The organism is Nocardioides bigeumensis (genome assembly GCF_039531755.1).
Lineage (GTDB): Bacteria > Actinomycetota > Actinomycetes > Propionibacteriales > Nocardioidaceae > Nocardioides > Nocardioides bigeumensis.
Genome location: NZ_BAAAQQ010000014.1, coordinates 71,238 through 83,982, shown reverse-complemented (window position 1 = coordinate 83,982; position 12,745 = coordinate 71,238). Strand labels below are relative to the sequence as shown.

Annotated in this window: 11 protein-coding genes; 7 read left to right on the top strand and 4 right to left on the bottom strand. The window is 72.2% G+C overall.

What is annotated here, in order from left to right; translation table 11 throughout:
* Positions 1-85: 85 nt before the first annotated feature.
* From malQ to ABD295_RS19745, 3 genes are all read left to right on the top strand, one after another.
* Entirely contained in the window at positions 86-2,197 is a 2,112-nt protein-coding gene (gene malQ / locus ABD295_RS19755; protein ID WP_344305561.1) for a 4-alpha-glucanotransferase, read from the top strand.
* A gap of 46 nt (positions 2,198-2,243) precedes the next feature.
* Positions 2,244-2,426 carry a hypothetical protein gene (locus tag ABD295_RS19750; RefSeq protein WP_344305560.1) on the top strand — a complete coding sequence of 61 codons (183 nt, stop codon included), beginning with the start codon at positions 2,244-2,246 and terminating at the stop codon, positions 2,424-2,426.
* 118 nt (positions 2,427-2,544) lie between these two features.
* The gene (locus tag ABD295_RS19745; RefSeq protein WP_344305559.1) at positions 2,545-2,964 is read left to right on the top strand and encodes a cyclic nucleotide-binding domain-containing protein; all 420 of its coding nucleotides are present in this window, start codon (positions 2,545-2,547) and stop codon (positions 2,962-2,964) included.
* Between the two features lie 120 nt (positions 2,965-3,084).
* Here the strand turns inward: ABD295_RS19745 and ABD295_RS19740 are convergent, their stop codons facing one another.
* Entirely contained in the window at positions 3,085-5,031 is a 1,947-nt protein-coding gene (locus ABD295_RS19740) for an ABC transporter ATP-binding protein (protein ID WP_344305558.1), read from the bottom strand.
* Positions 5,024-6,898, bottom strand: coding sequence for an ABC transporter ATP-binding protein (locus ABD295_RS19735; protein ID WP_344305557.1), 1,875 nt, complete (start codon positions 6,896-6,898; stop codon positions 5,024-5,026). Before ABD295_RS19735 ends, ABD295_RS19740 begins: the two co-directional genes overlap by 8 nt.
* Positions 6,899-6,977: 79 nt before the next feature.
* Here ABD295_RS19735 and ABD295_RS19730 point away from each other — a divergent pair, with 79 nt between their 5' ends.
* From ABD295_RS19730 to ABD295_RS19715, 4 genes are all read left to right on the top strand, one after another.
* Positions 6,978-8,033: an alpha/beta hydrolase gene (locus tag ABD295_RS19730; protein ID WP_344305556.1), complete on the top strand. Its 1,056-nt coding sequence runs from the start codon at positions 6,978-6,980 to the stop codon at positions 8,031-8,033.
* Positions 8,030-8,773, top strand: a complete 744-nt coding sequence (locus tag ABD295_RS19725; protein ID WP_344305555.1) for an esterase family protein — start codon at positions 8,030-8,032, stop codon at positions 8,771-8,773. Before ABD295_RS19730 ends, ABD295_RS19725 begins: the two co-directional genes overlap by 4 nt.
* A 67-nt stretch (positions 8,774-8,840) precedes the next feature.
* Positions 8,841-9,659, top strand: a complete 819-nt coding sequence (locus ABD295_RS19720) for an alanyl-tRNA editing protein (RefSeq protein WP_344305554.1) — start codon at positions 8,841-8,843, stop codon at positions 9,657-9,659.
* The gene (locus ABD295_RS19715) at positions 9,656-10,921 is read left to right on the top strand and encodes an ATP-grasp domain-containing protein (RefSeq protein WP_344305553.1); all 1,266 of its coding nucleotides are present in this window, start codon (positions 9,656-9,658) and stop codon (positions 10,919-10,921) included. Before ABD295_RS19720 ends, ABD295_RS19715 begins: the two co-directional genes overlap by 4 nt.
* A gap of 34 nt (positions 10,922-10,955) precedes the next feature.
* On the opposite strand, the gene ABD295_RS19710 is transcribed toward ABD295_RS19715, so the two are convergent.
* Both ABD295_RS19710 and ABD295_RS19705 read right to left on the bottom strand, forming a co-directional pair.
* Positions 10,956-11,891, bottom strand: coding sequence for an oxidoreductase (locus ABD295_RS19710; protein WP_344305552.1), 936 nt, complete (start codon positions 11,889-11,891; stop codon positions 10,956-10,958).
* A complete protein-coding gene (locus ABD295_RS19705) occupies positions 11,888-12,703 on the bottom strand; it encodes a maleylpyruvate isomerase family mycothiol-dependent enzyme (protein ID WP_344305551.1) in 816 nt (271 codons plus the stop codon). The genes ABD295_RS19710 and ABD295_RS19705 overlap by 4 nt, the downstream gene beginning before the upstream one ends.
* Between the last annotated feature and the right edge of the window lie 42 nt (positions 12,704-12,745).

The following is a 12,745-nucleotide window of genomic DNA, read 5'->3' as shown; positions in this document are numbered from 1 at the left end:
GGACGCTCCCCCGTGCGGGTGGGCGTGCGGGTGGGCGCGCGGGACGGTCGCGATGCGGCGGCGGCTGCGTGGGAGACTGCCGGGCGTGTCCCCCGACCAGTCGCTGCTCGACCTCGCGGCCAAGCACCGGATCTCCACGGACTACTGGGACTGGCAGGGACGGCAGGTGCCGGTCACCACCGAGACGCTGGTGGCGGTGCTGGCCGGTCTCGGCGTCGACGCGTCCTCACCCGACGCCGTGGCTGCGGCGCTGCGCGACGCCGACCTCCGCGAGTGGCGCCGGGTGCTACCCCCGACGGTGGTGCTCCGTGAGGGCTGGACTCCCTGGGTCGCCGTCCACGTCCCGCACGGCAGCACCGTCGACGTGCACGTCGAGCTCGAGGACGGCAGCCGTCGAGACGTCCGCGCGGTCGACAACTGGGTGGACCCCAAGGAGGTGGACGGCGCGCTCGTCGGTCGCGCCACCGTGGAGCTCAGCGCTGACCTCCCGGTCGGCTGGCACTTGCTGCACGCCGACCTCGAGGACGGCTCGCGGACCACCGCCACCTGCATCGTGACGCCGTCACGGCTCCCGCTCCCCGACGTGCTCGAGCACGACCGCGTGTGGGGCGTGATGACGCAGCTCTACCAGGTCCGCTCCGCCGGTTCGTGGGGCGTCGGCGACCTCGCCGACCTCGGCAGGCTCGCCACCTGGTCGGCCGAGCAGGGTGCCGACTTCGTGCTGGTCAACCCGCTGCACGCGGCGGAGCCGCTCGCGCCGGTCGAGGCGTCGCCGTACCTCCCGACGACGCGCCGGTTCGCCAACCCGGCCTACCTCCGCGTCGAGGACACCGACGAGTACGCCGCCGCGCCGGCCCCGATCCGCAAGCAGGTCGACACCATCGGCGCGGTCGCGAGGCTGCTCAACGGCGAGGACACCCTCGATCGCGACACCGCCTGGGAGACCAAGCGCTCGGCGCTCGAGCTGCTCTTCTCCGCCACCCCGCGGCACGTCGAGCTCGGTGCCTGGCGGGCCGCGCAGGGGGAGGGGCTCGAACGATTCGCCACGTGGTGCGCCCTGGCCGAGGAGCACGGGACCGACGGCGCGGCCTGGCCCGCGGAGCTGGACGCCGCCGAGCCGGCCGCGGTGGCGGCGTACGCCGAGGCCAACCGCGACCGCATCACCTTCCACTGCTGGCTGCAGTGGCTGGTGGCCCGGCAGCTGGCCGGCGCCCAGGAGCGCGCGGAGTCGGCCGGGATGAGGATCGGGGTCGTGCACGACCTCGCGGTCGGGGTGCACCCCGAGGGCGCCGACGCGTGGGGGCTGCGCACCGCCCTGGCGCAGGGCGTGAAGGTCGGCGCACCTCCCGACCAGTTCAACCAGGTCGGTCAGAACTGGTCGCAGCCGCCGTGGCACCCCGACCGGCTCGCCGAGCTCGGGTACGCACCGTTCCGCGACATGGTGCGCGCCCTGCTGGCCGACTCGGGCGGGCTCCGCATCGACCACGTGATCGGGCTCTTCCGGCTGTGGTGGATCCCCGACGGCATGAGCCCCCGCGAGGGTGCCTACGTCCGCTACGACCACGAGGCCCTCATCGGGATCCTGGTGCTCGAAGCAGCTCGTTCAGGCGCGGTCGTCATCGGCGAGGACCTCGGGGTCGTCGAGCCGGTCGCCCGCGACTACCTGCGCGAGCGCGGTCTCCTCGGGACCTCCATCCTGTGGTTCGAGTGGACGACGGAGCACGGGGACTCCCGTCCGCTCGCCCCCGAGGACTACCGCCAGCTCTGCCTCTCCGCCGTCACCACGCACGACCTGCCTCCGACCGCGGGCTACCTCGAGCTCGCCCACGTCGAGCTCCGCGAGCGTCTCGGTCTGCTCACCCTCTCCGTCGAGGAGGAGCGCGCCACCGAGCTCGCCGCCATCGACAAGGTCCGGGCGGCCCTCACCGAGCGAGGACTGCTGAAGCCGGGTGCCGACGTGGAGGACCAGGTCGTCGCGCTGCACCGCTACCTGCGTCTCACCCCGTCCCGCATGCTCGGCGTCGCCCTGGCCGACCTCGTCGGCGACCGGCGCATCATCAACCAGCCGGGCACCGATGAGGAGTACCCCAACTGGCGGCTCCCGCTGACCGGCCCCGACGGCCGACTGATGCCTCTCGAGGCCGTGCTCACCGACCCGCGGGCGGCGCGGCTCGCCGCGGTGATGTCCGGCCGCTGAGCTCGCCGCGCCGCCGCCAGGGCGGTCTTGGTTGCCCTCCGAGTCGATGACGATCAACCTCGGCGGCTCCCGGCCTGGCGGCGACCCCGTCTGGGGTGCGCGCGAGAAGAGCCTCGTGATCAAGCCTCGGCTCGAGGGCGAGCGCTTGCGCGTCAAGGTGAGCGCCAGGACGGCGGGCGCGCAGCCGGTCGCTGTGCTGTCGAAGCGCAGCACCCGTGTAGATCCCTGAGGGCGAGCGACAGGTGACGGTCCGGTCACGGCGGGACCGCCACAGTTGATCGCGTCAGGGGGCGGCGATACGTTGGCGCGGGCGTCGAGACCCGGCGCCCGGAGATGAGGAGGCCCACATGGCGGCAGACCAGAACATCGTCCAGGCGCTGGGCAGCACCGACCTCTTCTCCGGGGTCAGCAAGCGCGCGCTGAACGCGATCGCCGAGCAGGCCCGCGTCGTGCACCACGACGCCGGCAAGGAGATCACCGAGGAGGGCGGCGGAGCCGTCGGCTTCCACCTCATCCAGGAGGGCACCGCGGCGGTCACCGTGCACGGCGCGAGCCGGCCGAACCTCGGCCCGGGAGACTACTTCGGCGAGATCTCGCTGATCGACGGCAAGCCGCGCTCGGCGACGGTGCGGGCCGAGACCCCGCTCACCACGATCTCCCTTGCCTCCTGGTCCTTCCTGCCGATCCTCGACGCGCAGCCCGAGGTCTCCAAGTCGCTGCTGAAGGTGCTCTGCGCGCGCGTGCGCGCGGCCGAAGCGAGCAGCTGACCGCGAGGAACGAGCGGTCGGCGTCGCGAGCGCAGGTCGAGTAGCCCCGCGACCGAGCCTGCGAGGGCGCGCAAGGGCATATCGAGACCCGGTGAGGTGCCCGCCGAGGGTGGGGACGCCTCAAGACGTCCAGGCCCGCCACAGGGCGGCGTACTCGCCGTCGTCGCGCTCGACGAGCTCGTCGTGCGACCCGAGCTCGGCGATCTCGCCGTCGATGACGACGGCGATCCGGTCGGCGTCGTGCGCGGTGTGCAACCGGTGCGCGATCGCGACGACCGTGCGGCCGGACAGCAGCGCGTTCATCGAGCCCTCGAGGGTGCGCGCGGTGCGCGGGTCGATCAGGGACGTCGCCTCGTCGAGCACCAGCGTGTGCGGGTCGGCGATGATCAGGCGCGCCAGCGCGATCTGCTGGGCCTGGGCCGGCGTCAGCGCCTGCTGACCGGACCCGATCATCGTGTCGAGGCCGGCGGGGAGGCGGCGTACCCAGTCGGCGGAGCCGACCGCGGCGAGCGCGAACCAGACGGCGTCGTCGGTCGAATCCTCGCGCGCCAGCAGGATGTTGTCGCGCACCGACCCGACGAACACGTGGTGCTCCTGGGTGACCAGGGCGACCTCGGTGCGCAGCTGCTCCAGCGGCAGTGAGGTGAGCTCGACCCCACCGACGGTGACCGAGCCGGTGCGCGGCCCGTTGATGCCGGACAGCAACCGCCCCAGCGTCGACTTGCCCGAGCCCGACGGTCCGACGATGGCGAGTCGCTCGCCGATGCGCAGGTCGAGGTCGACGCCGTGCAGCACGTCGTGGCCCTCGCGGTAGGCGAAGCGGAGGTCGCGGCCGACCAGGTGCGGCCCGTCGGGCAGGTCGTCGCCGGCCTCACGGTCCGGCGGCACCTGCGCGATGCCGAGCAGCCGGCTCGTCGAGGCCACCCCGACCTGGAGCCGGTCGATCTCACCGATGAGGCGGTCGAGCGGTCCGCTCAGCGCCTCGACGAGGAGCACGGCGGTGGTGATCTCGCCGAGGCTGGTCCAGCCCTTCTGGTAGCCGTAGGCGCCGACGACGAGCGTCAGCACCCGCGGCGCGTTGAACGCGAAGTCGATGACGGCGAAGAGCAGGTTGCGCAGCGTCATGCCGTAGCGCTCGGCCTGCGCCGAGAGCGCGATGTCGTCGTCGCCCGCCTGGATCCGGCTCTCGGTCAGCCCCAGCGCCTCGACCGTGCGCGCACCCTCGACCGTCTCGGTGAGCGTGGTGTTGATGCGGGAGTACGTCGCCCCCTCGGTGATGTAGCACTTCTGGGCGCGGCGGAGGTAGCGGCGCACCTCGAAGCCCGACGACGCGATGAGCAGCAGCGCCGGGACCGCGAGCAGCAGCGAGTTGGCGAGCATGAAGACGATCGAGAGCGACACCGTCAGCATCGAGATGATCGCCATCGGCACACCGAACTGCACCGACCGGCTCATCGTGCCGACGTCACGGGTGACCCGGGTGACCAGGTCGCCGGTGCTCGCGCTCTCGACGCGGCCGAGCGGCAGCCGCAGGATCGTGTCGATGATGTACTCGCGGGCGGTCGCGAGCAGGTCCTGCCCGAAGAGCGTGGAGGTGCGCTGCCCGAGGAAGGTGAACAGGCTCTGCCCCGTGACGACGAGCAGGATCGTCAGCGCCACCGACGTCACGCCGGAGGTGTCGAGGTCGCCGTCGACGGTGCCGTCGATCAGGTCGCCGAGCAGCTTGGGCACCATCAGCGCGGCCGCCGCGGCCAGGCCGTTGAGCACGACCATCGCGGCGAACGCCCCGCGACGCAGGCGCAGCAGCCGCTTGAAGAACGCGAACACGGCGTCGTTGTCGGCGACCGGCCAGCCGCGGTCCGGGTTGCGGGACTCCGCGTACACCGTCTCCGCGCGCTGCTCGCGCAGCCGGTGCCGCTGCTGGAGGGCCCGCACGCGCACCGACCACGGCGAGGACTTGGGCGGGGGCACGAGCTCCTCGGGCACGACTGGCGGGTCGAGCGTGCGCTCGCGCCAGGTCTCGGCGGACGTGGCCAGGAGATCGGGGTGGGCCGACACGTCAGGCATGGGCCGGCTCCTCGTCCATCGCGCGGGCGACCACACGGCGGTACGCCGGGTCGGAGGCCAGGAGGTCCTCGTGGCGGCCGGTCACGACGATGCGGTCGTCGACCAGCAGCGCCACCTCGTCGGCGTGGTGGAGCCACAGCGGCGAGACGGTGGCGACCACGGTCGTGCGGCCGCGGCGGAAGTCGGCGACCCGCTCGGCGATACGTGCCTCGGTGTGGGCGTCGACCGCCGACGTGGGCTCGACGAGCACGAGGATCGGGGCGTCCGTGCCGAGGGCGCGGGCCAGCACGACGCGCTGGCGCTGGCCGCCCGACAGGCCGCGGCCACGCTCGTCGAGCACGCCCTGCCAGCCACCCGGGAGCGCGTCGTACACGTCTTCGGCGTTCGCCACCCGGATGGTCTCCTCGGCCTGCTCGCGGCTGAGCCGGCCGAGCGGGTCGACGGCGTCCTGGAGGGTGCCGGCGAAGAGCTGGCTGCCGGTGTCGCTGACGACGATCCGGCGGCGGACGTCGTCGAGCGAGACGGACCCGAGGTCGACCGACCCCAGGCGGACGCCCCAGGCCTCGCGGGCGCGGGCCTCGTCGCGTGCGGCGATCCGCTCGCGCTCGACCTGCCGCTCGGCGCGGGAGCGGCGCAGCGCCCGGCCCTTCAGGCCGCTGTCGTCGTCGATGGCGACCGGCTCGGTGTCGGCGGGGAGGTAGCGGCCCAGCCGGTCGGCGAGCGCCGCCGAGGACTCCGGGACGGCGCTCACCACGATGGTGAGCCGGCCCGGGCGGGCCACGAAGCCGCTCAGGTCGTCGACCAGGTCGCCGTCGTCGGGCAGCGGCTGCGGGGCCGCCTTGTCGGGCCAGGGCGGGGCCTGCTCGAAGATCGCGATCGCCTTGCGGGCGGAGACCAGCGCGCGGGTGAGCTTCTGGGCGAACTCGAAGAAGGTCCGGATCGGCCCGACCATGAAGAGGCCGTAGCCGAGGAAGGAGATCAGCTGGCCCACGGTGAGGTCGCCGGCCAGGACCTCGCGGGCTCCCAGCCACATCAGGCCGATGAGGAAGAAGCCCGACATCAGCACGCCGATCGCCTCGATCGCGGCCTGCCAGATCCCGGCCGAGACGCCGGCGTCCTTGGTGCGCTGGGACTGGCCGGCGTAGTTGCGGCCGAAGGTCCGCTCGCCGCCGATCCCTCTCAGGATGCGCAGCCCCGCGACGATGTCGGTGGCCATCGAGGTCAGCTCGGAGCTGCGCGCACGCTCGACGGCCTGCCGGCGGTGCAGCGGCCGCAGCATCGGGAAGGCCACGCCGACCAGCACCGGCGCCGCGACCAGCACCAGCAGGCCCATCTGCAGCGACGTGCTCAGCACGATGGCCGCCACCACGAGGTAGGCGAAGAGCTGGGCGAAGGCGCGGGCGGTGATCTCGGTGAGCGCCCCGAACTCGTCGGAGTCGCTCGACGCGACGCTGAGCACCTCGCCGGTGGGGGCGCGGCGCGGCAGCACGTGGCCGAGCTGGACGGCCTTGCGGGCGACCATCTGCGTCGTGCCGTAGAGCGCGATGAGCCAGGACCGGACGATCACGGTGTGCATCGAGATGCCGAAGACGACACCGATCAGCGTCACCACCAGGAGCAGCCCGGTCCACAGTCCGGTCTGGCTCCAGTCGCCAGGGAGGATGCCGTGGTCGACGACCTTGCCGACGAGCCACGGACCCACGGTCAGCGGCAGCTGCCAGAGGACGCCGAAGACCATCGAGGCCACGATGACCGAGCGCTGCTGGCGCAGGTGCCACCGCAGGAACGCCGCCGGGGTGCGCACATCCGGCTCCTGGGCCCCTGGGACAGGAGTGAAGGCCGTGGTGATCGGAGGGAAGTCGCGCATCGCGTGGTCCACCGTAGGTGCCGGGAGGGACGTGGGGCCAACGAGATTCACCACCGAGCGGACGTATTACGGTGGAGTGATGCCCCCGCTGCTGACGACGTCGGTCGAGGAGCAGACGATCGCCTTCCGGCTCGCCGACCCCGACGACACCCGGGCCTCGGTGAGCCTGTGGTGCGACCTCGACGTCGGGGACCCGAAGTTCAGCCAGGTGCCCGGCGGTTGGGCGCTCGACCTGCCGTACGGCGGCCCGCGAGACCTGGCGATCGACCGGATCGAGTACCTCTTCGACGTCGACGGCGCGCTCGGCCTCGACCCGGGCAACCCGCTCGTCGTCCCGGGCGCCTTCGGCGACCACTCGTGGCTGCCGCTGCCGGGCTACTCGCCGCCGTCGTGGCTCGACGTGCATCCCGCGCTCGGTGAGCGCGCGAGCGCCACCCTCGAGGACACCCCGGTCGGCCAGGTCGACCTCGAGGTGTGGGCGCCCGCCGGCGTCGACGGGGGTGAGCCGCTCCCGCTCCTCATCACCCACGACGGACCCGAGATGGACTCCCTGGGCGGGCTCACCCACTACGTCGGGGCGATGGTCGAGTCGGGCGCGCTCCCCCCGATGCGGGTCGCCCTGCTCAGTCCGGGCGATCGCAACAAGCGGTACGCCGCCAACCCGGCGTACGCCACGACGCTGGTCGACCACGTGGTGCCGATGCTGGCTGAGGCGTGTCCCTCGCCTGTCCTGCCCGTGCTGATGGGGCAGAGCCTGGGCGCTCTCGCCGCCCTGCACGCCTCGTGGACGGCGCCCGGCGTCTTCGCCGGCCTGTTCCTGCAGAGCGGCTCCTTCTTCACGCCGGAGCTCGACGCGCAGGAGTCGGGATTCGAGTTCTGGTCGGAGGTGACCGGCTTCGTCGCCACCGTCCTGGGCGCCAAGCGGGCCGCGCCGGGCGTCGCGACGATCGCCTTCGGTTGCGGCAGCGCCGAGGAGAACCTCGCCAACAACCGGCTGATGGCCGCCCAGCTGCGGCACACCGGGGCCGACGTCTCGTGGCACGAGGTCCGCGACGGCCACACCTGGACCTGCTGGCGCGACCAGCTCGACCCCGCGCTCACCGAACTCCTCATGAAGGTCTGGGCGCGCCGATGAACCGTCACCAGATCGAGCTGGACGCGCCCGGGCTCGATCGGCCCGGCACCGTGATCCGCTACGGCCACTGGGGCCGGCCGGTCGTGGTGTTCCCCAGCGAGCAGGGCCGAGCCTGGGACTACGAGAACAACGGCATGGTCGGCGCGGTCGCCGACCTCGTCGAGTCCGGCCGGGTCAAGCTCTACTGCGTCGACTCCTTCGACCACGTCACCTGGTCGGACCGGTCGGTGTCCCTGGAGGAACGGGCGCGGCGGCACGGGGCCTACGCCTCGTGGATCACCGACCGGGTCATGTCGTTCGTCGAGCACGACTCCGGCCAGCGCGAGGCGATCGCCACCGGCTGCTCGATGGGCGCCTTCCACGCGCTGCTGCTCGGCCTCACCCGCGCCGACCTCTTCCCGGTGGCGATCTGCCAGTCGGGCTCCTACGACCCGTCGCGCTGGCACGCCTGGGGCGACCGCGGCGACGCGGCGTACTTCACCAACCCCGTCGACTTCGTGCCGCACCTCGGCGGTGACCACCTCGACTGGCTGCGCTCGCGGGCCAGCATCCTGCTCGTCGTCGGCGAGGGCCCCTGGGAGGAGCACCCCACCGAGTCGCTGTCACAGGCGCGGCAGATGGCGCACCTGCTCGGCGAGCGCGGGATCCGCCACGAGCTCGACGTGTGGGGCCACGACTCCGCCCACGACTGGCCCTGGTGGCAGAAGCAGCTCGCCCACCACCTGCCGCGCTTCTGCTGAGTGGCGAGTCGGCGTGAAGTCGACTCGGCTCTGTCGCGGGTTACTCGTTTCTCCTAGGTTGGAACGCATGGGAGTCCCCGGCAACCCGGCAGCGACGGCACCCCCCGAGCTCGCCGCGAGCGAGCTGTTCGCGGTCGACGCCTACGTCCGCGAGTTCGAGGCGACGGTCGTCGAGGTCGACCGGGAGGGTCGGCGGGTGCGGTTGGACCGGACCGCCTTCTATCCCGGTGGCGGTGGCCAACCCCACGACCTGGGCACGCTGTCGACCGGCGCGTCGAGCGGCTCGGCGTCGTACGACGTCATCTCGGTCAAGCGCGACCGTGGGCCGATCTGGCACACGGTCTCGACAGGCTCGACCGACGACGAGGCCGACCTGCCCGACGTCGGGACCCAGGTCCACGGCATCCTCGACTGGCAGCGCAGGCACACGCTGATGCGGACCCACACGGCGCTGCACGTGCTCTGCGGCGTGATCTGGGCCGACTACGGCATCCCCGTCACCGGCGGCAACATGGAGCCCGGGAAGGGCCGGCTGGACTTCCCGTTCCCCCACATGTCGGCAGATCTCGGCGTCCAGGTGGAGCGGCGCATCAACGAGGAGATCGCGAAGGCGCTCGAGATCGTCGTGGACTTCGTGCCGCGAGCGACCGCCGACACCGACCCGGCCCTGATCCGCACCGCTGCCAACCTGATCCCTCTCGAGGTCGACCCGCTCCGCGTGATCGACATCCTCGGCCTCGACCGGCAGGCCGACGGCGGCACGCACGTCGTCTCCACCGCCGACGTGGGAGACGTCCGCGTCTCGGGCACCGAGTCGAAGGGCAAGGACAACAAACGCATCCGGATCGAGCTGACCGACCAGCGCACCGAAGGAGCCACTGCATGACCACGACCGCGACGGGGCGCAACCACCTGATCGGCCTGCTCCTGGGCGCCGAGCAGGACTGGCCCCAGGCGTTCGAGCAGGTGCTGCGGCTGGTCGGCCCGGTGCAGCACGACGGCGCGACGCACTCGGTCAGCTCGGAGCGGCTCACCATCGAGCCCTTCGACCTCACCGACCCCGCCCGGCCCGAGCTGGTGATCGACCGGTTGGCGCACTGGTACTACCACCCGCGCGAGTGGCTCAAGAAGGCGGCGCTCGTCAACGGCACCTACCTGCTCAACAGCCCGTTCACCTTCCAGTCGATGGAGAAGCACTCGGCGTACTGCGCGATGCTGCGGCTCGGGCTCAAGGTTCCCAAGACGGTGCTGGTGCCCTACAAGAACCCCGTCGACAACGTGCGCTGGGCCTACACCGCCGAGAGGTACAACCAGTCCTTCGACCTCGATGCGCTCGCGGCCGAGGTCGGCTACCCCCTCTACATGAAGCCGTTCGACGGGGGCGGCTGGCGGGGGGTCTCGCGCGTCAACGACAAGGCCGACCTCCACCGCGCGTACGACGAGTCCGGCGAGATGCTGATGCACCTCCAGGCCACGGTGGACTACGAGCACTTCGCCCGGGCGCTGTCGATCGGTCCCGAGACGATGGTGATGGACTTCCGGCCCGACCAGCCGATGCACAACAGGTACGCCGTGTCGCACGGCTTCCTGTCGGAGTCGGCCGGCCACCAGGCGATGGCGATCTCCCGCATCGTCAACGCGTTCTTCCGCTGGGAGTTCAACTCGGCGGAGATGCTGGTGGCGGGCGACGACGTCTACCCGATCGACTACGCGAACGCCTGCCCCGACGTCGCCGTCACGTCGTTGCACTACTACTTCCCCTGGGCGATCACCGCCCTGGTGCGCTGGTCGACGTACTGCGTCGTCACGGGTCGCACGGCCAACGTCGACCTGCGCACGTCGCGCTACTTCGCGATCGCCGACGACCCCGACCTGTCCTACGACGAGAAGCTCGCCGGCTACCTCGCGCTCGCGGACGAGCACTTCGAGACCGACCGTTACCGGGACTGGTGCGCGAGCAACCTGCCGCACCTCGAGGAGGCGGTGGTCGACTGGGTGGACTCGGAGCAGTTCCTGAGGCTGCTGACCGAGACCGTCCAGCAGACCTACCCGCCGCACGAGCAGGAGCAGTTCATGGACCACTTCAAGGGCCTGCTCGGCCTGTGGCTCGAGGACCAGCGTGCGCAGGTGCCGGCTAGCGGGTCCTGAAGGTAGCCGTCTCGACCTTCGAGAGCCCGCTGCGTCAGATGAGCTCCAGCTGCACTGTCCGCTCGGACAGCTCCCAGAGCTCCCTCTGGGCGGTCTCGTCGTGGGAGAGCTTGCTGGACGTCGTCACCTGGGCGGGACCCTGCCACTCGCCGAGACCTGACGGTCCGCAGTACGTCGAGCCCGGAAGGTCGGCGGTCGCAGCCATCAGCACGGGCCAGGCGCCAGCGGCCGGGGCCTGCGAGACCAGCTGCACGGCGCCGTGCAGGACCGACGCGAGGCCGCCGGACGCACGGCCGAGCTGGCCGTTGACGACGAGGTGGGTGCCGGCGAAGCCGGGGTGCGCGGCCAGCGCCTTGACCGGGAGGCCGGCCACGCGCAGTCGCCGGTCCAGCTCGTAGGTGAAGAGCAGGTTGGCGAGCTTGGTGGCGCCGTACTGCGACCAGCGCGAGTAGCGCCGTGGCGTGGTCAGGGGCTCGCCGAGAGGGGCCGAGCGCGCCATCCGGTGGCCGTTGGACGACACGGCCACGACGCGCGAGTCTCCGGCGGCGACGAGCTGGGGCAGCAGCAGTCCGGTCAGCAGAAAGGGTCCGAAGTGGTTGGTGGCCATCTGCAGCTCGAGGCCGTCGAGCGTGCGTGAGTACGGCGGCGCCATCACGCCCGCGTTGTTGATCAGCAGGTGGAGCGGTCCGAGCGCCGCCGCCTCCTCTGCCGCGCGCCGGACCGAGGAGAGGTCGGCCAGGTCGAGGCGCACCCGGTCGACCTGCGCGGCCGGGACCTCGGCGAGGATCAGCTCGGCGGTCCTGGCCACCTTGGCGTCGTCCCGCCCCGCGAGGGCCACCCGCGCCCCGCGTCGGGCCAGCTCGAGCGCGACGTGGTGGCCGAGGCTGTCGGGCGAGGGGCCGGTGACGAGAGCAGTGCGACCGGACTGGTCGCCGATGTCGTTGAGGGACCAGGCGCTGTCGCCTGTCACGGCGTCACGGCGAAGAGCTCGACGAGCCGTCGGCCGAGCTCCACGTCGCCGTCGATCCGGACCGCGTCGTCCGGCGGCGTACGACGGCCGCCCGCGAGGAGCGCGAACCACTCGGGGCCGGTCGTGATCGTCACCGTCGGCTCCGGGGGAAGGTCGTCGAGTCGTCGCCCGCGGCCGTCCTCACCGACGACGTACGCGACCGGGGCGTGCCCGTCGACGTCGAGACGGACCGACGTCCCGGGTGTCGCCCCGGCGCGCTTGGCGAGGACGTAGCCGAGGCTCTCCGAGAGGTAGTCGACGGTGTGGCCGGCCGCGGGCGAGTCCAGGCCGCCGGGCCTGCCGACCGCGCGACGAACGTCCTGCTCGTGCATCCAGACGTCGAGGGGACGGTTGCGCAGCAGCGTCTGCCAGTCCCAGCCGATGCCGCCGAAGATCCGGTCGGGCTTCGCGGCGCCGTCGGTCGGCGGGTCGGCCAGCAGCGCGGTGTGCCGGCTGGTCGCTGCCTCACGGATCTCGTTGATCAGCTCGTCGGGCGTCCGGTCCCGGCGGGCCACGACGCCCTGCTCGGTGTAGAGGCCCATGACCCCGCGCACGTGCTCCGGTTCGCCGACGTCCACCGTCTCCTCCGGCTGCCCGGCGAGGACGCCTTCGAGGTGGGCGGTGTGGGCGGCGACCGCGTGCACGTCCCAACCCGGCAGGTCGGTCGGTGCCGCCCAGTCGTCGGCAGTGAGCTCCTCCAGCAAGGTGGTGAGGTCGTCCACGGCCCGCCACCAGACCTCGACGTATCCTGCGAGGCGCTCCCGATCGCTCATGGCGGGAGCCTACGGACGGACGGGCTGGTCCGGACGGGCGGT

Excerpts from the sequence above, each read along its gene's own strand:
- ABD295_RS19715 (WP_344305553.1), top strand. The coding sequence starts at position 9,656 with ATGACCACGACCGCGACGGGGCGCAACCACCTGATCGGCCTGCTCCTG.
- ABD295_RS19730 (WP_344305556.1), top strand. The coding sequence starts at position 6,978 with ATGCCCCCGCTGCTGACGACGTCGGTCGAGGAGCAGACGATCGCCTTC.
- ABD295_RS19705 (WP_344305551.1), bottom strand. The coding sequence starts at position 12,703 with ATGAGCGATCGGGAGCGCCTCGCAGGATACGTCGAGGTCTGGTGGCGG.
- ABD295_RS19740 (WP_344305558.1), bottom strand. The coding sequence starts at position 5,031 with ATGCCTGACGTGTCGGCCCACCCCGATCTCCTGGCCACGTCCGCCGAG.
- ABD295_RS19725 (WP_344305555.1), top strand. The coding sequence starts at position 8,030 with ATGAACCGTCACCAGATCGAGCTGGACGCGCCCGGGCTCGATCGGCCC.
- ABD295_RS19745 (WP_344305559.1), top strand. The coding sequence starts at position 2,545 with ATGGCGGCAGACCAGAACATCGTCCAGGCGCTGGGCAGCACCGACCTC.
- ABD295_RS19720 (WP_344305554.1), top strand. The coding sequence starts at position 8,841 with ATGGGAGTCCCCGGCAACCCGGCAGCGACGGCACCCCCCGAGCTCGCC.
- ABD295_RS19735 (WP_344305557.1), bottom strand. The coding sequence starts at position 6,898 with ATGCGCGACTTCCCTCCGATCACCACGGCCTTCACTCCTGTCCCAGGG.
- ABD295_RS19750 (WP_344305560.1), top strand. The coding sequence starts at position 2,244 with ATGACGATCAACCTCGGCGGCTCCCGGCCTGGCGGCGACCCCGTCTGG.